The organism is Flavobacteriales bacterium, assembly GCA_016124845.1.
GTDB lineage: Bacteria > Bacteroidota > Bacteroidia > UBA10329 > UBA10329 > UBA10329.
The window spans coordinates 1-23,142 of the sequence record WGMW01000004.1; the positions used below are offsets into that span (position 1 = coordinate 1).

General features: G+C 48.3%; 25 protein-coding genes. 16 read left to right on the forward strand and 9 right to left on the reverse strand.

The annotated features are described in order from the left end of the window. On the forward strand, window positions 1-127 hold a 127-nt coding region (locus tag GC178_01215), incomplete at its 5' end, for an IS3 family transposase (protein MBI1286176.1). Window positions 128-209: 82 nt separating this feature from the next. On the opposite strand, the gene rsmI is transcribed toward GC178_01215, so the two are convergent. Further along, window positions 210-878 (reverse strand): 16S rRNA (cytidine(1402)-2'-O)-methyltransferase, encoded by a 669-nt coding sequence (gene rsmI / locus GC178_01220; GenBank protein ID MBI1286177.1) that lies wholly within the window; start codon window positions 876-878, stop codon window positions 210-212. Further along, on the reverse strand, window positions 878-2,218 hold the full coding sequence (locus GC178_01225) for a M28 family peptidase (GenBank protein ID MBI1286178.1): 1,341 nt from the start codon (window positions 2,216-2,218) through the stop codon (window positions 878-880). Before GC178_01225 ends, rsmI begins: the two co-directional genes overlap by 1 nt. 38 nt (window positions 2,219-2,256) lie before the next feature. Here GC178_01225 and GC178_01230 point away from each other — a divergent pair, with 38 nt between their 5' ends. The 5 genes from GC178_01230 to GC178_01250 all read left to right on the forward strand — a co-directional run bounded on the left by GC178_01230 (window position 2,257) and on the right by GC178_01250 (window position 7,327). Next, window positions 2,257-3,414, forward strand: coding sequence for a homogentisate 1,2-dioxygenase (locus GC178_01230; GenBank protein ID MBI1286179.1), 1,158 nt, complete (start codon window positions 2,257-2,259; stop codon window positions 3,412-3,414). 207 nt (window positions 3,415-3,621) lie between these two features. After that, window positions 3,622-4,017 carry a four helix bundle protein gene (locus GC178_01235; GenBank protein MBI1286180.1) on the forward strand — a complete coding sequence of 132 codons (396 nt, stop codon included), beginning with the start codon at window positions 3,622-3,624 and terminating at the stop codon, window positions 4,015-4,017. 42 nt (window positions 4,018-4,059) lie between these two features. Then, window positions 4,060-5,220, forward strand: coding sequence for a 4-hydroxyphenylpyruvate dioxygenase (gene hppD, locus GC178_01240; GenBank protein MBI1286181.1), 1,161 nt, complete (start codon window positions 4,060-4,062; stop codon window positions 5,218-5,220). Window positions 5,221-5,558: 338 nt separating this feature from the next. Continuing rightward, a complete protein-coding gene (locus GC178_01245) occupies window positions 5,559-6,176 on the forward strand; it encodes an HAD-IB family hydrolase (GenBank protein MBI1286182.1) in 618 nt (205 codons plus the stop codon). 23 nt (window positions 6,177-6,199) lie between these two features. Then, window positions 6,200-7,327, forward strand: a complete 1,128-nt coding sequence (locus GC178_01250) for a hypothetical protein (GenBank protein MBI1286183.1) — start codon at window positions 6,200-6,202, stop codon at window positions 7,325-7,327. On the opposite strand, the gene tsaB is transcribed toward GC178_01250, so the two are convergent. Genes tsaB through GC178_01265 form a run of 3 tightly spaced genes read right to left on the reverse strand, consistent with a single transcriptional unit; the run spans window position 7,324 to window position 10,804 of the window. Beyond that, entirely contained in the window at window positions 7,324-8,022 is a 699-nt protein-coding gene (tsaB, locus tag GC178_01255; GenBank protein MBI1286184.1) for a tRNA (adenosine(37)-N6)-threonylcarbamoyltransferase complex dimerization subunit type 1 TsaB, read from the reverse strand. The genes GC178_01250 and tsaB overlap by 4 nt on opposite strands. A gap of 11 nt (window positions 8,023-8,033) precedes the next feature. After that, window positions 8,034-9,452, reverse strand: coding sequence for an HlyD family efflux transporter periplasmic adaptor subunit (locus GC178_01260; GenBank protein MBI1286185.1), 1,419 nt, complete (start codon window positions 9,450-9,452; stop codon window positions 8,034-8,036). Next, complete coding sequence (locus GC178_01265) at window positions 9,449-10,804, reverse strand: hypothetical protein (protein ID MBI1286186.1); 1,356 nt, start codon at window positions 10,802-10,804, stop codon at window positions 9,449-9,451. The genes GC178_01260 and GC178_01265 overlap by 4 nt, the downstream gene beginning before the upstream one ends. 249 nt (window positions 10,805-11,053) lie before the next feature. Here GC178_01265 and GC178_01270 point away from each other — a divergent pair, with 249 nt between their 5' ends. The 9 genes from GC178_01270 (at window position 11,054) to GC178_01310 (ending at window position 18,060) form a co-directional block, all read left to right on the forward strand. Continuing rightward, the gene (locus GC178_01270) at window positions 11,054-11,290 is read left to right on the forward strand and encodes an acyl carrier protein (GenBank protein MBI1286187.1); all 237 of its coding nucleotides are present in this window, start codon (window positions 11,054-11,056) and stop codon (window positions 11,288-11,290) included. 81 nt (window positions 11,291-11,371) lie between these two features. After that, window positions 11,372-12,625 (forward strand): beta-ketoacyl-ACP synthase II, encoded by a 1,254-nt coding sequence (gene fabF, locus GC178_01275; protein MBI1286188.1) that lies wholly within the window; start codon window positions 11,372-11,374, stop codon window positions 12,623-12,625. After that, window positions 12,552-13,355, forward strand: a complete 804-nt coding sequence (gene rnc, locus GC178_01280) for a ribonuclease III (GenBank protein MBI1286189.1) — start codon at window positions 12,552-12,554, stop codon at window positions 13,353-13,355. The genes fabF and rnc overlap by 74 nt, the downstream gene beginning before the upstream one ends. Before the next feature lie 350 nt (window positions 13,356-13,705). Then, window positions 13,706-14,173 (forward strand): IPExxxVDY family protein, encoded by a 468-nt coding sequence (locus GC178_01285; GenBank protein MBI1286190.1) that lies wholly within the window; start codon window positions 13,706-13,708, stop codon window positions 14,171-14,173. A 1-nt stretch (window position 14,174) separates the two neighbouring features. After that, on the forward strand, window positions 14,175-15,599 hold the full coding sequence (gene pyk / locus GC178_01290; GenBank protein ID MBI1286191.1) for a pyruvate kinase: 1,425 nt from the start codon (window positions 14,175-14,177) through the stop codon (window positions 15,597-15,599). Between the two features lie 86 nt (window positions 15,600-15,685). Beyond that, window positions 15,686-16,732, forward strand: a complete 1,047-nt coding sequence (locus tag GC178_01295; GenBank protein MBI1286192.1) for a M20/M25/M40 family metallo-hydrolase — start codon at window positions 15,686-15,688, stop codon at window positions 16,730-16,732. A gap of 23 nt (window positions 16,733-16,755) precedes the next feature. Further along, the gene (locus tag GC178_01300) at window positions 16,756-17,454 is read left to right on the forward strand and encodes a hypothetical protein (protein ID MBI1286193.1); all 699 of its coding nucleotides are present in this window, start codon (window positions 16,756-16,758) and stop codon (window positions 17,452-17,454) included. A 17-nt stretch (window positions 17,455-17,471) separates the two neighbouring features. After that, window positions 17,472-17,660: an addiction module toxin, HicA family gene (locus GC178_01305; protein ID MBI1286194.1), complete on the forward strand. Its 189-nt coding sequence runs from the start codon at window positions 17,472-17,474 to the stop codon at window positions 17,658-17,660. Window positions 17,661-17,664: 4 nt separating this feature from the next. After that, window positions 17,665-18,060 (forward strand): XRE family transcriptional regulator, encoded by a 396-nt coding sequence (locus tag GC178_01310; protein MBI1286195.1) that lies wholly within the window; start codon window positions 17,665-17,667, stop codon window positions 18,058-18,060. 4 nt (window positions 18,061-18,064) lie between these two features. On the opposite strand, the gene GC178_01315 is transcribed toward GC178_01310, so the two are convergent. Both GC178_01315 and GC178_01320 read right to left on the reverse strand, forming a co-directional pair. After that, window positions 18,065-19,027, reverse strand: a complete 963-nt coding sequence (locus tag GC178_01315; protein MBI1286196.1) for a calcium/sodium antiporter — start codon at window positions 19,025-19,027, stop codon at window positions 18,065-18,067. A 122-nt stretch (window positions 19,028-19,149) separates the two neighbouring features. Next, complete coding sequence (locus GC178_01320) at window positions 19,150-20,133, reverse strand: lipid A biosynthesis acyltransferase (protein MBI1286197.1); 984 nt, start codon at window positions 20,131-20,133, stop codon at window positions 19,150-19,152. Here GC178_01320 and GC178_01325 point away from each other — a divergent pair. Further along, window positions 20,080-21,327 (forward strand): hypothetical protein, encoded by a 1,248-nt coding sequence (locus tag GC178_01325; protein MBI1286198.1) that lies wholly within the window; start codon window positions 20,080-20,082, stop codon window positions 21,325-21,327. The genes GC178_01320 and GC178_01325 overlap by 54 nt on opposite strands. Before the next feature lie 33 nt (window positions 21,328-21,360). Here GC178_01325 and GC178_01330 read toward each other — a convergent pair whose 3' ends face one another. Further along, window positions 21,361-21,660: a hypothetical protein gene (locus tag GC178_01330; protein ID MBI1286199.1), complete on the reverse strand. Its 300-nt coding sequence runs from the start codon at window positions 21,658-21,660 to the stop codon at window positions 21,361-21,363. 12 nt (window positions 21,661-21,672) lie between these two features. After that, window positions 21,673-23,112, reverse strand: coding sequence for an NADP-dependent isocitrate dehydrogenase (locus tag GC178_01335; protein MBI1286200.1), 1,440 nt, complete (start codon window positions 23,110-23,112; stop codon window positions 21,673-21,675). Between the last annotated feature and the right edge of the window lie 30 nt (window positions 23,113-23,142).

The window sequence follows — 23,142 nt, forward strand, 5'->3', positions numbered from 1 at the left end:
ACACTATGACACCGTTGAGGAACTGAAGGATGAGCTCCTACAATATCTCTTTTACTACAACGAAATGAGGCATCATCAAGGAATAAATGACATACCTCTTAACTTTAGAAAATCATTACCGAATTAGTTGACTTTTACAATGCGAAGGAGGTACGACCGAAGCAATCTCCTCGATGAGATTGCCACGCTTAGCTCGCAATGACGTGGAACTATTTGCCTTGCAACACAATCACAAACTCCCCTTTGATCGGATTGTTCTCGAAATGATTGATCACTTCTGGAATGGTTCCGCGAATGGTCTCTTCGTGGAGTTTGCTTATCTCCCGTGAAACGGAAACCAATCGTTCTTCACCTGCGGCTTCCAACAATTGTCCGAGTGTCTTCAAAAGGCGGTGCGGACTTTCGTACAGAACGCTTGTAACGTCCTTTTCCACCAACTCCGCAATTCGGGTCTGGCGCCCTTTTTTGTGAGGCAGAAATCCTTCGTAATGGAACTTCTCGCAGGGCAAACCGCTGTTGACCAACGCAGGAACGAATGCGGTCGCTCCTGGAAGTGTAATTACCTCAATTCCCTGTTTCACGGCTTCGCGAACGAGCAGAAAACCTGGATCAGAAATAGCAGGCGTTCCAGCATCGCTTATCAGCGCAATGTTCTTTCCTGTCTCCAACTCATTCACCCAACGGGAAACAACTTTGTGCTCATTATTGAGATGAAACGAACTCATCGGTGTTCCGATCTCGAAGTGTTTCATGAGCTTACCCGAAGTGCGTGTGTCCTCCGCCAAAATCTGATCAACCTCCTTCAAAATCTTGATGGCCCGGAAGGTCATGTCCTCCAAATTGCCGATAGGGGTGGGAACGATATAAAGCGTGCCCATCAGAACTTATCTACGAAATCGGTGAGCAAACGGAACACTTCCGGGAACTTGGTCAGCGGCAATGTTTCGGGTACGTCATACACATCATGATACGCCTTGATGCCGCCCATTGTATAAATGTACAGGCAGGGAACTCCCGCCTCCGAAAATGGGTAATGGTCCGAAATGGCGGCCTTGCCCCGCTTCTTGACCAACGGTAGATATTGGTGCTGTTCGTTCAACTCTTTCAGCCAATCGAATTCCTCTTCATGCACCGCACCGTTCACCACCGTAATGCCTTCATCGCCTGTTCCGAGAATATCCAAATTCACCAAAAAGCGGATGCTCGAAAGCGGAAAAACCGGGTGTTCCACGTAGTAGAACGAACCTTCCAACCCGATCTCCTCGCCAGCGAAAGCAATAAATGCCATCGAATAGCGCGGCTGATTCTCAGGCATTGCATAATACTTGGCCAAGTTGAGCAGCATGGTCACGCCACTTGCATTGTCATTCGCTCCGCGGAAAATGGCCTCCTTGCCCATTTTGCCCAAATGGTCGTAATGCGCGGTGAACACCAGAAAACTATCCGGGTATTCGCTGCCTTCCACGTAGGCGATCACATTCTGTGTGCGATGTCGCTTCTCCAAATGCGCCTCAACATGAAATGAGATCTCCTTCGCATCCTTTGGCCACTTGTTCTTTAGCACGGTTATCTGGGCCAGCGGTGCCTGTTGTTTCGCCACGCTCCACGTCAGTTTCTCTTCCGCAATGCGGACAATTCCTTTCGCGCCAGCCTTCTTCATTCCTTTCAGAACTGATGTCCGAATAGGCGGTGGCAAATTGCTCAAAAGACTGTCTGCCAGCACAACCACGCCTTTGTAGCTTGTCAAACTGTCAACCACTCTTCCCGAAGGCGCGATCTCTGGCAACTTCGATACATAGGTCAACTCATACTTTCCTTTGATGGATGGCGCATCCGCCTCCACAATGAATGCCTTGCCGACTTCCAGCGGCTGACCATCCACTTCCACCTCTACTTTTCCGGGAAACGTATTCACCGGAAAACTGAATTCCTGGTAGTAATTGTAATCCCACGCGTAGAGGTTATTGTGCTTGAACTCCTGCTCTATGTAGTACGCAGCCGCATTGTCGCCATCATCCACATAGCCGCGCCCGGCCATGTAATCCGAACACAGCTCGTTCAGCACCTCGTGGGCATACTCCATGTCTTGCGCATGGCCAACCAGGCCGAGCAACAGAAATGCAAAAAGGAATCGGATTTTCATTCGAGGCGCTAATTTACTCGAATTGCAAAGAGACAAACCCCATGCCGTGCTGACCATCATCATTTCACGCGCCAAATACTGATCCGTAACTTCGAGGTCTCAAAACGCAACGCATGCCCATTTATCATACACTTGGGAAAATCCCGCACAAGCGGCACACCGTTTTCCAGAACGAAAAAGGCGAGCATTACTATGAGCAGTTGTTCGGCACCATCGGGTTCGATGGTATGTCGAGTCTGCTCTATCACGTGCATCGGCCAACACAGGTGAAGAGTTTGAAAGAGCCTGTTTCGGTAAAGCCGAAAATTGCGGTTGAGAATAACATGCGTTCGCTGCGGTTGCATGGTTTCAAAACCACACCAGAGGATGATTATCTGAAAAGCCGGAAGACCATTCTGACCAATTCGGATGTAAGTATTGTGCTGGCCGCGCCTCGCAAAAGCATGAGCGATTATTTCTACAAGAATGCCGATGCCGATGAGATGATCTTCATCCACAAAGGCGCAGGCGTTCTACGAACGCTGGTCGGAAATCTGAAATTCGGTTATGGTGATTATCTGCTCGTTCCGCGTGGGATGATCTACCAGATCGAGTTCGACACGGAAGACAACCGCCTCTTTATTGTGGAAAGTCATCATCCGATGTACACGCCCAAGCGTTATCGTAATTGGTTCGGGCAGCTGCTGGAGCATTCCCCATTCTGCGAACGCGACATCCGCAGACCCGAAAACTTGGAGACGCATGACGAGAAAGGTGATTTCGTGATGAAGATCAAGAAGCAGGGAATGCTGCACGAACTGGTTTACGCCACGCATCCGTTCGATGTGGTTGGTTGGGATGGCTACAATTATCCGTACGCTTTCAGCATCCACGATTTTGAACCGATAACTGGCCGCGTACATCAGCCACCGCCCGTTCACCAAACGTTCGAAACAGGTGCTTTTGTGGTCTGCTCCTTTTGCCCGCGTTTGTACGATTATCATCCGCAGGCCATTCCTGCGCCCTACAACCACAGCAACATCGACAGTGATGAAGTGTTGTATTACGTGGATGGCGATTTCATGAGCCGCAATGACATTGGTCCGGGGCACATTTCATTGCATCCCGCAGGAATTCCACACGGACCGCATCCGGGTGCCATGGAACGTTCCATCGGACAAGTAAAAACGGATGAATTGGCCGTGATGGTTGACACCTTCAAGCCGTTGATGGTAACGGAAGAGGCGATGAAGATCGATGATGGGAAATACTGGAACAGTTGGATAGAATGAGATCATTAGCGAATCAGCAAATGGAAATTTATTGGCCACAGAAACACAGAAAGCACAGATTTCCACAGAGAAATTGTTCTGTGTAAATCTGTGTTTCTGTGGCTAAATCATGTCAATGAGATAGTTAGCGAATTAGCAAATGATTGAATGATGGAAAAATTGTGGATACAAGAACGAAACGAGTTGTTGAAACAGTGGTCGGAGCAGATGGTTTCTGAACCTGCTGTACCATACACTCAAAGTCGTCATTACCAAGATAATCCCATCCTCAAAAAATCGTTTGAATTTGCTCTTTCCATCATTGATTTTACCGAAGACCTCTTTGAGAAAAAGAAATTCGTCATTGGTCAGCAATTGCTAAAAAGTGGCACCTCCATCGGAGCCAACATTCGCGAAGCGCAAAATGCTGAAAGCAAAGCCGATTTCATTCACAAGATGAAAATCGCGCTGAAGGAAGCCGATGAGACGGATTATTGGTTATTGCTCTGTCAAGCGTCAAAGCACTATCCCGACACAACCGAATTATTGAATGAACTGAATGTCATCCTGAAAATATTGAATAGTATCGTTGCAACATCGAAACAGAACTTGAATGGCAAATGACCATCTCATTTGCTAATTTGCTAATCATCAAACTCGCTAATTATCATGTCAGAAGTAAAAAGTGTAGAGTACGGGTTAGAGAAAATCTTTGAAGGAGCACAGGATTTCCTTCCGCTTCTCGGTACCGATTACGTTGAATTTTATGTAGGAAACGCCAAGCAGGCCGCCCATTTTTATAAAACGGCTTTCGGGTTTCAGAGCCTTGCTTACGCAGGATTGGAAACGGGCGTGAGAGACCGGGCTTCCTATGTGCTGAAGCAAGACAAGATCAGATTGGTGCTGACCACCGCTTTGAACAGCGAATCTCCCATTGGGGAACACGTGAAAAAGCATGGCGATGGCGTGAAAGTGACGGCTTTATGGGTTGAGGATGCACGGGCTGCATTTAAGGAAACGACCAAGCGCGGTGCCAAGCCATACATGCAACCAACCGTTGAAAAGGATGAACACGGTGAAGTTGTCCGTGCGGGTATTTACACCTATGGAGAAACGGTTCACATGTTCGTGGAGCGCAAGAATTATAATGGCACATTCCTTCCTGGTTACAAAGAGTGGAAATCGGATTACAACCCCGCTCCAACTGGCCTGAAGTACATCGACCATATGGTCGGTAACGTTGGTTGGGGAGAAATGAACACATGGGTGAAATGGTACGAGGACGTGATGGGTTTTGTGAACTTCCTATCCTTCGATGACAAGCAAATTCATACCGAATACTCGGCTCTGATGAGTAAGGTGATGAGCAACGGGAATGGCCGAATCAAATTCCCGATCAACGAGCCCGCTGAAGGCAAGAAAAAATCTCAGATCGAAGAATACTTGGATTTCTACGAAAGCCCAGGCGTGCAGCACTTGGCATTAGCTACGGATGATATTCTTAAGACCGTGGCCGACCTCAGAAGTCGTGGCGTGGAGTTCCTTTCAACACCTCCAGAAGCGTATTATGATGAAATTCCGAAGCGTTTGGGCAAGCACATGGATATGATGAAGGAAGACATCAACGAATTGGCCAAACTCGGCATCATGATCGATGCGGATGAGGAAGGCTACCTGCTTCAGATATTCACCAAACCTGTGGAAGACCGACCAACGCTTTTCTATGAGATCATCCAGCGAATGGGTGCTCGCGGTTTCGGTGCAGGAAACTTTAAAGCATTGTTCGAAAGCATTGAGCGCGAGCAGGAATTGCGGGGAACTTTATAGCGGGTGAAACGCCTTATTGAATTATCTAAATCTTGTACGATTTACTATGCTTCCGTTTCTACGTTTTTATTCTCGATAGTTTGGTGGAAGCACAGCGTTGAAACTGCTATATGGTCCACTGTTGCAATTTGGCAGATACTACTTACCGTAGACTTAATGCCAAGGCTTGTCTTAAAAAAGTTGAAGTTTCAATGGCAATATGTATTGAAGGGTGCAATATGGCTTGGCCTCGCAGTTGTTTTAGTGTGGTTTAGTATAAAAGTGTCGCTGATGGTATTGGGTGTAAGCTCAATAATATCCACTTACGCGGTTTATATTACAAACAAAGCCAGAAATCAATGAATCATGTTGAAGCTAAGCAAAATCGATCTTTGGCGCTGTTTGATTTTGACGGCACCATTTCCAACAAGGACAGCTTTGTGGCTTTCATGAAATTCACGCATGGAAAACCCGTGTTTATGATGCGCATGGCCATGGGTTTTCTCACGTTTGCGGGTTGGAAATTGGGTCTGGTGAAAAGTCATTTTACGAAGGTGAAAGCACTTCGATCCTTCTACAGAGGTTGGACGGAAGAACGGATGGCCGATGCGCGCAAGCGATTTACAGCTGAGGTCATTCCAACCATTTTATTCCCGAAGGCAATCGAGAAGATCAACTGGCATAAGGAAAACGGTCATCGAATTATTGTGGTAACCGCAAGTTGCGATGCTTGGCTGAGCGATTGGGCACACGAAATGGGATTGGAAATCCTATGCACCGAAATGGAACTGGAAAACGGCATTTACACGGGCAATCTCTCTAAACCGAACTGCCGTGGCCGAGAAAAAGTGAACCGCATCAACCAACATCTGAATTTGGAAGATTATTCAGCGATCTACGCTTACGGCAACGATCATGGCGACAATCAGATGCTTTCGATTGCCACGCATCCGCACATGCGAGAGTTTGAGAAATAAGCCTTTACGATTACCTTGCTTTCATGGATCAATTCAAAGAGTTCTTCCGAAAGAATGATGTAAAAATTGGTGAAGGGAAGGATTTTGTCAGGATACCTCCGATTCACTATTCATCACTTCATAATGCTGTTCGTAGCTACTACGAGTCGTTCAGGACAAACCAAAGTATGATGCCATACATTTCAGACATCCACACTTGGTCGAGAGAAGCACACGCATTCAATTTTAAATCAACCGATGAAATCGTTCAGTCTATTTTAGGATTCCATCGATTCATCGAACTGTTATTGAAAGACATTCTTAGGCGGGTCAATCCATTTCTCGTTGTACGACTGGACCAGCATCCAAAGGACGTATTTGCTTTTCTTGACCAAACCGCAGACCCAGACACAATCAGAACTGTTGAATTTCAGGAAACACTAAGAAGGTTCAAACAGGCATTTTTACACTATGACTCAACATCTGAAGTTTACCAGAACGTGTTGAAACGATATAAATTCATCCTGTCAAAGGAGAATCAAGAAACGATTTCTGTCCTAACAGAATGGCGAAACCGAATTATGCACAACGGGAACACACTTCCAAACTTCATTTCATTCGAGTATTTGGTTTCGCAAAGATTGTTCCCAATGCTTCAAAGCCTTCTGAAGGCTGAAAAGGACATGTTGAAGAATTGGCGACCGTTGTACTTCGAAACCCATACCGGTCTTAACCTATTGGAGGAAATTCTTTCCGTAAGGTTTTCTTTTACGGACTTTTCAAATGAAACCAAGACCAAAACAATAATAAAGGCGCTACTAAAACTTGGCCATCTAAAGGAGTTGGGACGTGCCGCTGACAACCATGATTTTGGTAAGCGAAATGGTATTTCATACTATGAACCTCAATCTGGCAACCCGAATATCAGAACTGAACGATTTGTCGAATCAGAAACTCAGTTACCTGATTTCTTTAGTCGCCACAATTGTATTTGCTGTGGAGCGAAAACTTTAATCGTTTATCGGAGCATCGTTGAGCTTCCCGACCCAACAAAAGCCATCCCCATTAGCTGGTTGAAGTGTTATAATTGTGACTATTCGATTTCGCGAGGACATGTCGGAGACCCATTTGACTTTGGACTTTCCGAAAAGAGACTGTTCCCCGATTATTAAAACACCCTCTTCGGCTTCCCAGCCACAAAATCTTTCAGGTAATAGGGTTCAAAGTAGGCGACATCTTCAAACTGTTTGGCTGCAAACTTTCCTTCCGCCAAACCGATCATTCCTCTTGCACTTGGGTTGAAATCATCCAAGAAGATGGCATTCGGGTGGTTGATGAACTCTTTGCATTTGCCCGCGCCATCACCCAAAAACGCCACGTTGCCTTTTTCCAATTCTTCGGCAAAACTGGCTTCATCAATGATCTCTGCGGAAACAGGTTGAAGCTCTTTCAGCGAAGCATCGAACATTTGAGTGTAAACTTCCATCCTGCGCGCATCGATCATCGGACAGAAAAAGGAGATATCGGTCAGTTGTTCTGAAAATTCTGTCATTGCCCAATGAGTCATGGATTCCAACGAACCGACCGAAAGCAACGGAATTCCCAGCCCATAACACAACCCTTTTGCAGCAGAAACACCGATGCGCAAACCTGTGTAGGAACCAGGGCCTTTCGAGACGCAGACCGCATCCAGATCGGAAGGTTTCAAACCTGCCTTTTTGATGGTCTCATCGATAAAAACCACCAGTTTTTCGGAATGGGAATAGGTTTGATCGTGCGTCTCTTTCAGCGCAAGCGTTTCGCCATTGCGCGACACAGCGACCGAACATGTGAGCGTGGCACTTTCAATATGAAGAATGGTTGGCAAACCGCTTGGGTTTAGTCACCGAAGCCGCCTTCGCCTTCGTTGGATTTGTACAGTTCGTCTTTGGAAACGACCTCAACCTCATCGCCTGGCGCAAGTTTTTTGGAGATGGCACGGTAAGGAGCGGTCACCACACGGTCTCCGAGCTCAACACCCGAAACAACCTCAATGTACTCGTTGTCCTGAATGCCCGTTTTCACCTGCTTCACCACTACATCGTTCCCATCCACCACAAATACAAGTTCAATGGCATCTTCTTCCCGTGCAGGTTTATCTATCGCTTCTTCCTCTTCATCATCACCCTCATCCGATGGCGGACCTTTTCTGCGTTCACGTCTTTCTTCACGGTTTTCCACCTGCTTCTCCAGTTCAGACTTGGTGCGTGTGGTGACCGCCTGAATCGGTACACTCAACACATCTTTTACCTGTCGCGTTCTGATGTCGACCGTGGCGCTCATACCAGGGCGGAATGGCGACTGATCGGGCTGCTTCTCATTCACGAGATCCGAATAAGAAGTTCTTAGAATACGGACCTTTACTTCGAAATTGGTGATCTGATCGGTACCCGTTCCATCCGACTTGGCCGAATTGGCAATATTGGTCACAATGCCTTTGAACGTCTTGTCGAGATACGCATCCACCTCAATATCACAGGTGTCGTTGTAACCCACACGGATGATGTCGTTCTCATTTACTTCTACCACCACTTCCATTTCCGCGAGGTCGGCAATGGTCATGATCTCCGAACCTTGCATCTGAGAAGTTCCCACCACGCGCTCGCCCTTCTCGAAATTGAGTTTGGAAATGGTTCCATTTACAGGCGAGTAGATCTCCGTTCGCGTAAGGCTTTTCTGTGCTTCCTGTAGCGATGCTTCGGCACTTTTCACTTGGAAGCGACTGGCCTCCACGCTTTGCTGTGATGCTTCCACATCGCTTTGCGCCACGTTGTATTCGCTTAGCGAAGCATCATACTCCGATTGCGCCACCACCTTATCCTCAAACAACTGTTTTACCCGCTCATAATTGGCTTTGGAATTGGTCAATCGCGCTTCCGATTGCGCCAATCGAGATTGCGCATTTGCCAAGTTGGCACGACTTGTATTCAGAGCAGCTTCCAATCGCTCCACATTCGATTTCTGAATATCTGGATCGATCTTCACCAACAGCTGTCCTTCTTCCACGCGGTCGCCTTCCTTTACGGGAAGTTCCATGATCTCTCCCGAAACATCTGGACTGATCTTCACTTCCGATTCGGACTGGATCTTGCCGCTGGCAGAAACTGTTTCGGTGATGTCGCGCTTGGCAACTTCCTCCACGGCCACTTTTTCGGCAGATGAACTACCGACAAGACCTTTCTTCTTTAAGATGATGGCAACTACCAGCAGTGCCACAACGGCCACCGCCAGAACGATGAGAATTCGATTGTTTTTCATTTGGTCTGGTCAAAAGTAATCGGTTTGCCTTGGTAGAAATCCAACACCTTCATTTTGAAAATGTAGTCGTATTTCGCTCGCAGCAGTTCCGACCTTGTCCGTGTGAGGTTATTGGAAGCCGTATTGAAATCCAGCGCGTTCATCATGCCCACATCATAGCGCTGTTTGGCGTATTCGAATGCCTGTTCGGTGGCCTTCACGCTCTTGTCGCTGGCATCGAACTGACGCTTGGATGAACTGGCATCATTGTACGCCTGTTGTACCGAGGAATAGAGCTTGTTCTTCTCGTCCTGCAAAGAGAGCTCTGCATTGATGCGGCTCAACCGCGCCTTGCCCACCGAAGTGCGGCTGCGCAACCCATTGAAGATCGGAACACTAAGCGAGAATCCGATGTTCTCACCAAGGTTGTTCTGAAGCTGCTTTCCGTACGGATCGGAAACACCCGTAAAAGATTTGGCACTTGAATATCTCGTTCCCAGCGAAGCACTACCGCTTATTGTTGGTGTGTACGAAGCAAAAGCGATCTTCTCCCCTTTCTCGGCACTTCTCAATCTGGCCTCCTTTGCCTTGATCTTCGGCCAATTGTCCAACGCCTGATCGTAAATGATTCCAACCGTAACTGCATTCAGACCTGTTAAGGGCAGGTCCACCTCTGGCCGCTCAATTCGAAATGGCTCCGAAGCAGGCAGGTTCAGCATTTGTTTGAGTGTGAGAATGGACGTGTTGAGCGCATTCTCCGCATTGACCACCTGAAGTTCGTTGCTTGCCAACTGCGCTTCCACATCATAGACATTTCCCAGCGGCACCGAACCAGCATCCGCCATTTTCCTCGTACGCTCCAATTGCTCTTTTGTCACCTCCAACTGCTGGTAGGCCACATCCAAAAGCTCCTCGTTGAACATGATCTGCATGAAAGCCGTGGCAATGTTGAGGCTGATGTCGTTGCCCAGGCCATCCAGATCGTAACCTGCGGCCTGCAGATCCACCTGCGACTGCTTGAACGTGTTCAGCAGACGGAAACCGTTGAAGAGCGTAACGTTACTCTGCGCACCCCAACTGTTGTTGTTGATCTGCTGATTCACATACGTGTTGGTCACGAAGTCGATGTTCCGACCAAAGTTGATGTTGAAACTGGAACTGGCGTTGAGGTTCGGAAACATCATGGCCAACGCCTGCGACTTGTCCAAGCGGGCAGACTCCTGCTGTAATACCGACTGTTTGATCTGAATGTTGTGCTCGAACGCGTAACTGATGCAACGCTCCAATGTCCACTCATCCTGCGCCATGGTGCGGGAAGATGAGAAGAGGAAGAGCACGGTCAGCGTTAGAGCAATGGTTTTGAATGGATTCATACTCCCTGTTTTCACGCGCCAAAAGTAACCAAATGGGCTGGCCTTGGTCTGAACTTGCCAGTTATCGATCACAATTAATGTTAAGGTCAGATTGCTGCGTTTTGTTCAAAATGTGCAGGTTCGAACAGGCCGTTAACTTAACGTAATAGACCGTTTGGCAGCACCCGCGAGGGGTGGATAACAAACGTTTGCAGAATTGAAATTTGCTTATGTTTGCAGCGATTTTAAACCTACCAAAAGCAGATAATCATGTCTGATATTGCATCAAGAGTAAAAGCTATTATCGTAGATAAATTGGGTGTTGATGAGAACGAGGTGACACCAGAGGCAAGTTTCACAAACGACCTTGGGGCCGATTCGTTGGATACGGTTGAGCTGATCATGGAGTTTGAGAAGGAATTCAATATTGCCATTCCTGACGATCAGGCCGAGAACATCGGTACAGTCGGTGAGGCGATCAAATACATAGAGGAGAACGCCAAGTAGATCTCCCTTATTGGGATAAAGAACTTACCCGCTTCCCATCCGCCCGAGGCGGATTCGGGTAGCGGGTATTTAAGTTAATAGATGGAGCTTAAACGAGCGGTAATAACAGGTATGGGTGCGCTTACACCCGTTGGCAATACGCTGGATGCGTATTGGCAGAACCTGATCGCTGGGAAAAGTGGTGCCGCTCCCATCACGCATTTCGATGCCTCCAAGTTCAAAACGCAGTTTGCCTGCGAGGTGAAGAACTTCGATCCCGAAGAACACTTCGACCGTAAGGAAGCCCGCAAACTGGACCCGTTCGCGCAGTATGCGCTGGTAAGCGCCACAGAGGCGTGGGCAGATTCTGGGTTGGATGAGAACACGATCAACCACGACCGCGCGGGCGTTATCTGGGGTTCGGGCATCGGAGGCTTGAAGACCTTTTATGATGAATGCACCGAGTTTGCCGCAGGCGATGGTACGCCACGGTTCAACCCGTTCTTCATCCCGAAGATGATCGCGGACATTGCCGCAGGTCACATCTCCATGAAATGGAACTTGCGCGGTCCGAATTTCACCACGGTTTCGGCCTGCGCATCCTCCACCAATTCGCTGATCGATTCGTTCAATTACATCCGCTTGGGCAAAGCAGACATCTTCGTTACTGGAGGTTCGGAAGCGGCCGTAACACAAGCTGGTGTTGGCGGATTCAACGCCATGAAAGCGCTCTCGCAACGGAATGATTCGCCTGAAACAGCTTCGCGTCCGTTTGACCTTGACCGCGATGGTTTTGTTCTGGGAGAAGGTGCTGGCTCGCTCATCGTAGAAGAATTGGAGCATGCGCTTGCACGAGGTGCCAAGATCTATGCTGAGATTGTTGGTGGCGGCATGAGTGCCGATGCGCACCACATCACCGCTCCGCACCCAGAAGGTTTGGGCGCGATGAACGTGATGCGGGCTGCTTTGGAAGATGCGGGCATGAACGCAAGTGAGATTGATTACATCAACGTGCACGGAACAAGCACGCCATTGGGCGATATTGCTGAATCAAAAGCCATCATGGAAGTATTCGGTGAGCAGGCTTTCAACATGAACATCAGTTCCACCAAATCGATGACAGGGCACTTGCTTGGTGCAGCTGGTGCAATCGAGGCCATTGCTTCGGTGATGGCTGTGAAGAACGATATCGTTCCACCGACCATCAACCATTTTACAGATGACCCCGAGTTCAACCCGAAGTTGAATTTCACATTCAATAAGGCGCAAAAGCGAACCGTGAATGCTGCCCTCAGCAACACGTTCGGGTTTGGAGGCCACAACGCCTCGGTCATCGTCAAGAAGTTCGTTCAGTAATCATTCTCCGTTGATCAATTCTCTTCGCAGCTTTTTCGGTCGAGACAAGGAACTGACGAAATCGCTGCGCAATCTGCTTGGATTCACCCCAAGAAACGTATCCGTCTATCGCTTGGCGCTGATACATAAATCTGCTGGAGAACGATTATCTGATGGCACGCTTGTGAGCAACGAACGCTTGGAGTTTTTGGGCGATGCTGTGCTGAGCGCGGTGGTGGCCAAGTACCTTTTTCAGCGTTATCCGTTCGAAAACGAAGGCTTCCTGACGGAAACCCGATCGAAAGTGGTGAGCCGAAAGAACCTGAACGGTTTGGCCCGCAAACTTGGCCTGCCAGAAATGGTGGAAAAAAGCAATGAAAACCACCGTATTAGTTCTTCCCTTGGCGGAGACGCATTGGAAGCATTGGTCGGGGCCATCTTCCTCGATCGTGGCTTTCAAGCAGCCGAGAAGTTCATCCTGGACCGAATGATCGATCACTACGTGGACCTCGATAAACTTTTGGTGGAAGACGCCAATTTCAAAAGCCGCCTGATAGAATGGTGCCAGAAAGAGAAGCACAAATTCGAATTCGAACTCCTGGAGGGAACTGTTGACGGCCACCGGCCATCATTCACCATTCAAGTGAAGGTGGATGGCAAGCCACAGGGAAAAGGAACCGACCGCACCAAGAAGCGCGCTGAACAGGCCGCAGCCAAAGTAGCCTGCGAAAACCTCAAACTTGGGGTTTAGATTTAAGACCTTCAAGGTTTTAGAAATAGGGGGCCGAAATGCCACTTTTAAGGATGGATTCATCCTCCTTTTCAGTTTCGCTCTTATGGAGCTCATGACCGTCAGTAGGCGCATTTCTACCATAGTGCCGTTCCTACGGAACTGCGCAAGTCCCAGCGGGACGGAATTATGGTAGCAATAGGTTCCATCTGTACATCAAAGTCCCGTAGGGACGACACCTTTTCAGAACAGATTTCTCTTTTCGGACACCCCTGTTTTAGTAACCTTGAAGGTCTCATCCGTCATTTAACCCAAATGCAATGTGCCGACCAACGAACAATCCGTTCTAATTATACCTTTGGTGGCACACCATGAAACTGCAACTCTCCGATTGGCTGCCTCAGGAACCCGACTTTGAACTTATTCATATTTATTGTCACCAGAAGGATTACAGATTGTGTTTTTCCCTGAACGAGCAGTTCAAATGTGAGTTTGCACGCATCCGCGATTTTGCGGAGGAGGAAGACAAACCGCATCTTCCGACCTATTCGCGGTTCATGTACGAAGATGAGGTGACGCACAAGGAATACTTCGTCATTTCCAATCAACCTTTGGTGCGCGAACTTGTTACGAAAGAAGGCGACCTCTTCCCAACGGAGCAGCCAGCGTTACTGATCCCCGAATTGCCGCGTGTGGATTACTTCTTCCTTCTTTACGGTCAGTTTGAGGAGGATGAATTGGAAGAGATCGAAGACCAACTGAACCTGATTCCAGCGATCAATGCGGCCAAACGCGTAGATCCGCGATCGCTGAAAGCATACATAAACCTGATGCATTGATATGAGTTTCAACAAGACAAAGATCGTAGCCACCATCGGCCCAGCATCCTCTTCAAAAGCAATGCTGAAGACGATGATCGAAAGCGGAATGAACATCGCTCGATTGAACTTTTCGCATGGGAAATATGAAGACCACTCGAAAGTGATCAAGAACATTCGTGAACTGAACGAAGAACTCGGAACACACGTGGGCATGCTGGCCGACCTGCAAGGTCCGAAGATCCGTTTGGGAGAAGTGAAAGATGGCGGAGTGGAAATACGAAGCGGCCATCAGATCACGATCACCACCAAAAAATGCGAGGGTAACGCCAAGAAGGTTTATCTCACCTATCCCGAATTTCCGAAAGACGTGGCGGAAGGCGATACGATTCTCATCAACGATGGAAAACTGGTGCTTCAGGTGACGGGAACGAACCGAAAGGACGAAGTGACCGCATCGGTAGAGCATGGCGGCATGATGGAATCGCGTAAAGGCGTGAACCTTCCAAACACGAAAATCTCCATGCCTTGCCTTACAGAAAAAGATCTGGCGGATCTTGACTTTGTACTTGAGCACAAATTGGAATGGGTCGGGCTTTCCTTTGTGCGGAGTGCGGAGGACATTCTGGAACTGAAAAGCATCATCAAAAAGCAAGGTTCAAAGACGCGAGTTGTAGCCAAGATCGAAAAGCCCGAAGCGGTGAAAGACCTGAACAACATCATCCGCGAAACCGATGCCGTAATGGTAGCGCGTGGCGACCTCGGTGTAGAAATTCCGATGCAAGAAGTTCCTGTGGTGCAAAAGAAAATCGTGAAGAAATGCCTGAACGAGGCGAAACCTGTGATCATTGCCACGCAGATGATGGAAAGCATGATCACCAACCCCGCACCGACACGCGCGGAAGTGAATGATGTGGCCAATTCGGTTCTTGATGGCGCTGATGCGCTGATGCTGAGTGGCGAAACCAGCGTTGGAGACCATCCGGCCATGGTCATCAAAGCCATGTACAGCATCATCCGTCACCTCGAAACCAAAGGCGACATCTACTACCGCAAACTCAACCCGATCTCGAGCATCGATCGTACTATCACCGATTCCATCTGTCAGGCATCGGTGGAATTGGCCGCGCAATCTGATGCGAAGGGCATCATCACGATGACCAATTCGGGTTACACAGCATTTAAGATCGCGAGCTATCGGCCAAAGGCCAACATTTTCGTATTCACGGACAACCGCGCCATTCTGGATATGCTCAGTCTGGTGTGGGGCGTGCGCGGCTTCTTCTATGACAAATACGTGAGCACCGACCACACCATCGCTGACCTGAAACTTCGGCTCAAACGCGAAGGGTTGGTGAAAGAGGGCGACCTCGTGATCAACATCGCCAGTATTCCGATCTCGGAACGCGGCCAATCGAACATGATGAAGTTGAGCATGGTGAATTGATATTGGCATTAGGTTAGATACGCGATGCATCGCGTCACTACGAGCAATAATCCTTTTCATAGTTTTGGCGATTCAAAACTGAAATCATGGCTATAAACGTTCAATTGCTGGCTGAAATATGTGAAGTTGCTGGCGCACCAGGTTACGAAAAACGCATCCGAGATATTGTACTTCGTGAAGTAACACCTTTGGTTGATGAGGTGAAAGTTGACAACATGGGCAACGTCACCGCCATCAAAAAAGGCAAGAAGGACAAGAAAGTGATGATCGGTGCGCACATGGACGAGATCAGTTTCATTGTGACACATATCGAAGAAGGAGGTTTCCTGCGTTTCCACACGCTCGGTGGTTTCGATCCGAAAACGCTTACGGCTCAGCGCGTAATTGTTCACGGAAAGAAAGACCTAATCGGTGTGATGGGCTCCAAACCCATTCATGTAATGACTGCTGAGGAACGCACCAAGCTGCCGAAGACCACCGATTACTTCATCGATATGGGAATGTCGAAAGAGGAAGTGGAGAAATACGTTTCCGTTGGCGATGTCGTCACACGCGAGCGCAAACTCATTGAAATGGGCAATTGCGTGAACTGCAAAAGCATCGACAACCGTGTTTCCGTATTCATTCTAATTGAAGCGCTGAGAACGTTGGGAGATGTGCCGTATGATGTTTACGGAGTCTTTACCGTGCAAGAAGAGATCGGCATCCGAGGTGCGCAGGTTTCATCCTTGCAACATCAGCCCGATTTCGGTTTCGGGTTGGACACGACCATTGCCTATGATGTTCCTGGAGCACAGGCTCATGAGAAGATCACGGAGCTTGGTAAAGGCACGGGCATCAAGATCATGGATGCTTCTACCGTTTGCGATTACCGCATGGTGGAATACATGAAAAAAACTGCCGACAAGCACAAGATCCAATGGCAGCCTGAGGTGCTTACCGCTGGCGGAACCGATACCGCAGCCATTCAGCGTTACAGCGCGGGTGGTGCCATTTCAGGTGCTATTTCCATCCCCACGCGCCACATTCATCAGGTTATTGAAATGGCCGACAAAGGCGACATCGAAAAGAGCATTCTTCTTCTTCAGCGTTGTCTGGAAGAGCTGCATACGTTTGATTGGGAGCATCGGTGAGTCCAATTCGAATCATCGGACTGATGCTACTTTGCGGAGCGACTGCTGCGATGGCTCGGTTCGCTGTACCATCACAAGAAACCAAAATTGTAAGCCACGAAGTGGATCCGAAAAAAGGTTCACTATCGTTGGTTTGGAAAGATGGAAACAATCATGTTTACGGAAATTTCGGAACGCTGATAACGGAACTTGAACACAATGGTCAGGATTTGGTGTTCGCAATGAATGGAGGCATGTATATGGCAGACCAAACACCACTTGGTCTCTATATTGAAAATGGGAACACGCTCAGAAATGTGAACAAGGTTCAAGAAGCACACGGCAATTTTTATCTTCAACCGAACGGCATCTTTTACATCACCAAGGACAATAAGGCTGTTGTTTGCACCACACCAAAATTTGACGTTTCAAACGTGAAATATGCCACCCAGTCTGGTCCAATGTTGGTGATCGATGGGAAAATCCATCCAAAGTTCACGGAAGTTTCTTCCAATGTGCATATCCGAAACGGTGTTGGTATTCTTCCCAATGGGAACGTTCTTTTTGCCATTTCCACGGAAAAGGTCAACCTGTTTGATTTCGCTACTTTCTTCCAATCCAAAGGCTGCAAAAACGCGCTCTACTTGGACGGGTTTGTATCACGGATGTACCTCCCAGAAAAAGGATGGAATGGACTTGATGGCAATTTCGGTGTCATCATTTCCGAAATAAAAGGTAAATAATTGTTTACTTTTGTTTGGTGAAATGTTCACAGCTTTTACGGATTCTTCAAAAAGACGGCTGGTATGCTGTTTCTCAGAAAGGTTCCCACGTGAAACTGCAACATGACACGAAAAGCGGCACTATCATCTTTCCGAACCACGGTAGTCAGGAAATGGGAAAAGGTTTGGAAAAGAAGATACTGAAGGATGCTGGAATAAAGTTGTAAGACCATGGCAAAGAAGAAGATCACATTCGTAGTTGAAAAGACTGATACGGGGTTTTCCGCTTACGCTGATGCTCAATCAGTGTTCACCACAGGGCGCACCATACCTGAACTGATGAATAACGCCTTGGAGGCGGTGCAACTTTACTTCGAAGACGAAATTGTGGTGATCAAACACGAAGACCTTCGGTTCGAATTCGACTTCCAACAGTTCTTTCAATACTATAAGGTCCTGAACGCTAAATTCCTTGCAGAGAAGATCGGTATGAATCCCACGTTGCTTTCTCAGTATGTGCAGGGACACAAAAAGCCTTCGCGCAAGCAGACAGAGAAAATCCTGAACGGAATTCATCAAATAGGCCAGGAGCTTGCAGACCTCAATCTTTTCTCCAAAGCCTCTTAAAAACCTACCTCCCCCCGATCGTCAAATAAGCGATGTACGCCATGTAGGCCAGCAGCATCAAACCGCCTTGCCATTTCTGCAAGACCTGTTTCTTGCCGATGAAGAGCAGGATGAACAGCAGCGCACTACAAGCAATGTTGACGATGATGCTGAAGTTGTCCTCTGGGTTGAAATCCATGGGGCTGATGGTGGCAGAAAGACCCAGCACCCAAAAAGTGTTGAAGATGTTGGAACCGATCACATTGCCGATGGCCAGATCGGTGTTGCCTTTTCTTACTGCCACCACGCCAGTTGCCAGTTCAGGAAGCGAGGTTCCAACAGCTACAATGGTGAATCCGATGAACGATTCGGAATACCCGAAGAGTCGCGCCAACGCCACGGCACCATCCACGATCCATTGTCCGCCAATGACCAGTCCCGTCAATCCTACGAGCAGCATGCCGATGGATTTCCACATGGGGCGTGCATCATGCGTTTCTGGAAGTTCTTCGGTAAGATTGTTCTTCCCCAAACGGAACGTGTAGAACATGAACAACAGAAACAGCGCGATGAGTACCAGCCCATCTGCGCGGCTTACCATATCACTCGCATAATTGCCAGATATCTGGTCGTTGACCATGTAACCTAAAATCAGCGCAGCAAAGAGGCTGAATGGAATCTCGCGCCAGACCGTATTCCGTTGCACGGAAAGGTCACGGATCATGGCGCTTACGCCCAGAATAAGCAGGATATTGGCAATGTTGCTTCCAACGATATTGCCAATGGCCAACCCGTTGTTTCCACTCACCGATGCAATAACGTTGACCGCCAGTTCGGGTGCAGATGTGCCGAACGCCACCACCGTCAGCCCGATAACGATCTCAGGAATTCGGAATTTCCGTGCGATGTCGGCCGCACCTTCAATGAGCCAATCAGCGCCCTTTATCAGCAGCACAAACCCAACGGCAAACAGGAAGTAGACGAGCATGCGGCAAAGATAGATTTAGGATTGATGCAGCGTGAGATGTCATTCCGACCGAAGCGGAGGAATCTATTTCTTCCAGCCAAAGATTTCTCCGCTCACTTCGGTCGGTCGAAATGACACGGAAATCACCGCGCGTGCTTCCAACGATTATGCGTCCAAAGCCAATTCTCAGGCTGCCGCGAGATGCTTTCTTCTAAAAAACGAACGTACGCTTCGGTTATCTCGCCTTCGCTGGTTTTGCTGCCATCCTCAAACGCCAGTTTCGAAACGCTTTTGTAGTGTCCGCGCTTTATGCGCACCATCTCATCAAACACCACGGCATGGCCTTTCCGTCTGGCAAGGATCTCCAGCCCTTTGTGAAAAGGCACTTCGCGGCCGAAGAAATCCGTCCAATATGCACGTCTTCTATCTGATGGATTCTGATCGGCCAGAAAAACGGTCATCGAAGGCTTTTCGGGGTCGGTCATCATGGCTTTGAGGTCGTTTGCAGGAATGAGTTCCGTACCGTATTTCAAGCGGTAATCGTTTACCAATCGCTCCATCGCCTTGTTGTTCACCATCATGTAAATGATACGGATGTGGAACTGCGTGTGGTGGTTCAGGATCCAATTTCCCCACTCCCAATTGAACTGATGCGAAGTGGCCTGAAGCACATGTCTTCCATCTGCATAAAGCTTATCGTACACGGATGTATCAACCTCAAACCGCTCCGAAATCTCTTCAGGCGAAGCCTTGAGCAACTTGATGGTTTCCAGCACCTGATCACAGAAATTCCTGTAAAACTGGATACTGATGTCGTAAAGTTCTTCCGTTTTCTTCTCAGGAAAAGCGGCCGTGAGATTGCGCATCACCAACTTTCTACGATACCAGATGACGTGATAAAGCACGAAAAAGAACAGGTCCGAGACCACATACAGCGCCCACCACGGCAAGCGGGCAATGCCACCCAAAAAGAATTTGAGAAAACCGTACATGCTGCAAAGATGCTCACTCCCAAGAAAAGACCATATAACACCGCAATGTTCGTATATTGAACCATGCTTCGCGGAATCGGAATGTCTGTCCTGCTCTCGTGGATCTGTTTGAATTCGTACGCTCAATTGCCGCATCCCAACGACACGTTGGAGAATGGCAAAAAAGTGCCGTTCAATCAGTTCATGGGAAGGTTTTCCGTGTTCAATGATCTTGGAGGAGCTGCTTACTACTATTCGCTAAATGTTGGCTATAGCGTGTTCAAGTCCGATCTGGCGTCAATTGACATAACCTTAGGAGCAAATAGGGTTCAATACGGTCAGTACGGTTGGAAAGAAGGGGTGGTAAATGGTTTTTTCATTCCGGTTGGAATCAGCTCCTACATTGGGAGACGTAAAAGTCGATTCAACTTACGAGCAGGTTATTCCCCACAGGTTTTTTCCCAACTATTAAGCACTAAAAAATTAGATGATTGCAGCGGTTGTTCTCTCGTAGAGCAACGGTTCTTTTTCTCCGTTGGATATACCTACCAAAACCCTTATGGCTTCTTTTTGGGTGTCAATGCCAACTTGCTACTTCAGATATGGTCACAGGCTGAGCGAGATTTCTTTCCGGGCAAAGTCGGTTATCAACCATGGCCCGGATTGGTTCTTGGCTATCGGCTTCCTTCCAAACAGCGACATAATGAATGGCGAGAACGGGGATTTAAGAAGCGGGTTCTTCGACTCGAAGACAAGAAAGAAAAACAGCAAGAAGCGTATAATGATATCGATCGGGTTTTCTATAAAGATGAACCTCTTGAGGTTGACTCTGCCGACATGAAGGAAATTGAGGCCAAACTTGCCAAACTGAAACGCCAACACGAACGCTACCTGAAAGAAGAACAGCGACTGAACGGAAGAAGTCTTGTGTATGCGGAGTTTTTCGGTGCCACAGGAATTGCTTCTGTCAATTACACCTACACGCATCCCATTGCAAGGTCGAAAATCTTTATGATGGAATATCGCGGAGGTTTCGGGGCAGACCGCCACAATTTGCAGTTGCCCGTACATGTTGGTTTCAAAGCCATGAAGAACTATCGAGGCACAGGGGTTTTTCTGGGCGTGGTTCCACAATACAACCCGAGAACAGGCTCGTTCGGGGCTGTGTATTTTCTCGAACACAATGTCGAATTCCACTTCGCGTACGGAATAACAGGTGGCGTGGCCTTCTACCTTTTCTATGACCCTTCTTACTACAAGAACCAATGGAACTTTTCTCCGTACGGTGGCTTCTTCCTCGGTTATCGTCTGCCGCAGATGAAGCGGGACAAAACAAAAGAAGCACCCTGAAAAAGGATGCTTCTTTCCGGAAATCAAACCGAATCAGTCGGTGGTCTGACAGACCTCTTGTGGAACCGATGACGTAATGGAAATGGTGGCCTGAATTCTGAGTTCAGCCCGATCTTTCTCTGCCTTTTCGGTCACCTGATGCATGAATCTGCACGATTCCTTCAGTTCAGCGATGCGGTGGGTTGACGCGGAGGTATCTGTCCCTCGCTCAAATCCGCTGATCACTTTGATGTTGTGAAAACGGATCTTGTCTTCCAGTACCGTCAGAACAATCTCTTTGGCATCCTGCGGAGAAAACGTGCCGTTTATCAATTCTATCTGTTGTGTCTGCATGTCAGTCGTTTTTTATTGTCCCTGTCCGAGTGAAAAGGCCGGTTTACCATCGAATTTGTAAAGATTCTCGGTCTTGATCGTGTCGATGTCATTTACCACAGCGTTACCCAAGATATCCACGATATGTTTCCGTTCTATCGGATGACCATTGGCAGGCGTAAAGCGGCAGCGCCAGTGATCGGTGCAGAAGGTTTCTTCAAACCCATCTGGCCACACCTTGATGCCCCGGTTGGTGATCATGGAAAGCATCAGGTCGTTGTTGTTCATGCCGTTGCTCAGCTTCTCGGCCAGTTCATTCGGGTTTCTGCCCGACCAGTGTACGAACACATCAACTCCCACCAGGTCTTTCTTGGCTGCGGGTTTTAATGTTGCCTTCGGTGGGCTGAACGGTTTTCCTTCTTGGTAAGAAACCGCATCCAGTTTTTGAGGAAGTTGACCCAAGTTGGCGATGACCGCATCTGCAAATTCCTTGGTGCCCACACGCTTTTGGCTTACGCCCGCTTCATAAACGTCCTTGGTGTGAATTCCCTGTTCAACCGTGGTCAGCCAAGCGTTGTGCACCTTTTCGGCCACTGCGTTCTGTCCTATGTGGTTCAGCATCATAATGGCCCCGTGGATCAATCCCGAAGGATTGGCCGCATCCTGCCCTGCCAAGCGCGGTGCCGAACCGTGAATGGCCTCGAACATGGCGCAGGTTTCGCCAATGTTGGATGAGCCTGCCAACCCGACCGAACCAGCTATCTGCGCGGCCACATCCGAAAGCACATCTCCGTAAAGATTGGGCATGACGATGACATCGAAATTCTCTGGCGTGTCTGAGAGTTTGGCCGCACCGATGTCCACGATCCAGTGCTCGTTCTCTATTTCCGGATACTCTGGAGCGATCTCATCGAACACCTTATGGAAGAGGCCGTCCGTCTGCTTCATGATGTTGTCCTTGGTGAAGCACGTCACCTTCTTTCTGCCGTACTGTTTGGCATATTCAAATGCGTAGCGGATGATCTTTTCGCAACCGGGTCGGCTGATGAGTTTAAGGCACTGCACCACTTCATCGGTCTGTTGGTGTTCGATGCCCGCGTAGAGGTCCTCCTCGTTTTCGCGGATGATGACCACATCCATTTTCGGATGTTTGGTGCGCACAAACGGATGCAAACTCCTGCATGGACGAACGTTGGCGTAGAGCCCCAGCATTTTCCGTGTGGTCACATTCAGGCTCTTGTACCCACCACCCTGTGGCGTAGTGATCGGTGCCTTCAGAAAAACCTTGTTTCTGCGGATACTTTCCCAGGCTTCCTTGCTAATTCCTGAGGTGTTCCCGGCCAGGTAGACTTGCTCACCCACTTCAATAAAATCGATGTCAAGTTCTGCTCCGGCAGCTTCCAGAATTCGGAGCGTGGCATCCATGATCTCTGGACCGATGCCGTCTCCTTTTGCAACTGTAATTCGTGTCATGGCTTTTGTTTTTTGAGTTTGACACTGCAA

What these genes read in the sequence shown, in the direction of transcription:
- rnc (MBI1286189.1), top strand. Translation starts at nt 12,552, where the DNA reads ATGCTGCCCTCAGCAACACGTTCGGGTTTGGAGGCCACAACGCCTCGG.
- GC178_01295 (MBI1286192.1), top strand. Translation starts at nt 15,686, where the DNA reads ATGGCTATAAACGTTCAATTGCTGGCTGAAATATGTGAAGTTGCTGGC.
- GC178_01325 (MBI1286198.1), top strand. Translation starts at nt 20,080, where the DNA reads ATGTCTGTCCTGCTCTCGTGGATCTGTTTGAATTCGTACGCTCAATTG.
- GC178_01310 (MBI1286195.1), top strand. Translation starts at nt 17,665, where the DNA reads ATGGCAAAGAAGAAGATCACATTCGTAGTTGAAAAGACTGATACGGGG.
- GC178_01285 (MBI1286190.1), top strand. Translation starts at nt 13,706, where the DNA reads ATGAAACTGCAACTCTCCGATTGGCTGCCTCAGGAACCCGACTTTGAA.
- GC178_01260 (MBI1286185.1), bottom strand. Translation starts at nt 9,452, where the DNA reads ATGAAAAACAATCGAATTCTCATCGTTCTGGCGGTGGCCGTTGTGGCA.
- GC178_01250 (MBI1286183.1), top strand. Translation starts at nt 6,200, where the DNA reads ATGGATCAATTCAAAGAGTTCTTCCGAAAGAATGATGTAAAAATTGGT.
- GC178_01335 (MBI1286200.1), bottom strand. Translation starts at nt 23,112, where the DNA reads ATGACACGAATTACAGTTGCAAAAGGAGACGGCATCGGTCCAGAGATC.
- GC178_01330 (MBI1286199.1), bottom strand. Translation starts at nt 21,660, where the DNA reads ATGCAGACACAACAGATAGAATTGATAAACGGCACGTTTTCTCCGCAG.
- GC178_01320 (MBI1286197.1), bottom strand. Translation starts at nt 20,133, where the DNA reads ATGCGGCAATTGAGCGTACGAATTCAAACAGATCCACGAGAGCAGGAC.
- fabF (MBI1286188.1), top strand. Translation starts at nt 11,372, where the DNA reads ATGGAGCTTAAACGAGCGGTAATAACAGGTATGGGTGCGCTTACACCC.
- GC178_01235 (MBI1286180.1), top strand. Translation starts at nt 3,622, where the DNA reads ATGGTTTCTGAACCTGCTGTACCATACACTCAAAGTCGTCATTACCAA.
- rsmI (MBI1286177.1), bottom strand. Translation starts at nt 878, where the DNA reads ATGGGCACGCTTTATATCGTTCCCACCCCTATCGGCAATTTGGAGGAC.
- GC178_01300 (MBI1286193.1), top strand. Translation starts at nt 16,756, where the DNA reads ATGCTACTTTGCGGAGCGACTGCTGCGATGGCTCGGTTCGCTGTACCA.
- GC178_01230 (MBI1286179.1), top strand. Translation starts at nt 2,257, where the DNA reads ATGCCCATTTATCATACACTTGGGAAAATCCCGCACAAGCGGCACACC.
- GC178_01270 (MBI1286187.1), top strand. Translation starts at nt 11,054, where the DNA reads ATGTCTGATATTGCATCAAGAGTAAAAGCTATTATCGTAGATAAATTG.
- GC178_01265 (MBI1286186.1), bottom strand. Translation starts at nt 10,804, where the DNA reads ATGAATCCATTCAAAACCATTGCTCTAACGCTGACCGTGCTCTTCCTC.
- GC178_01315 (MBI1286196.1), bottom strand. Translation starts at nt 19,027, where the DNA reads ATGCTCGTCTACTTCCTGTTTGCCGTTGGGTTTGTGCTGCTGATAAAG.
- pyk (MBI1286191.1), top strand. Translation starts at nt 14,175, where the DNA reads ATGAGTTTCAACAAGACAAAGATCGTAGCCACCATCGGCCCAGCATCC.
- GC178_01245 (MBI1286182.1), top strand. Translation starts at nt 5,559, where the DNA reads ATGAATCATGTTGAAGCTAAGCAAAATCGATCTTTGGCGCTGTTTGAT.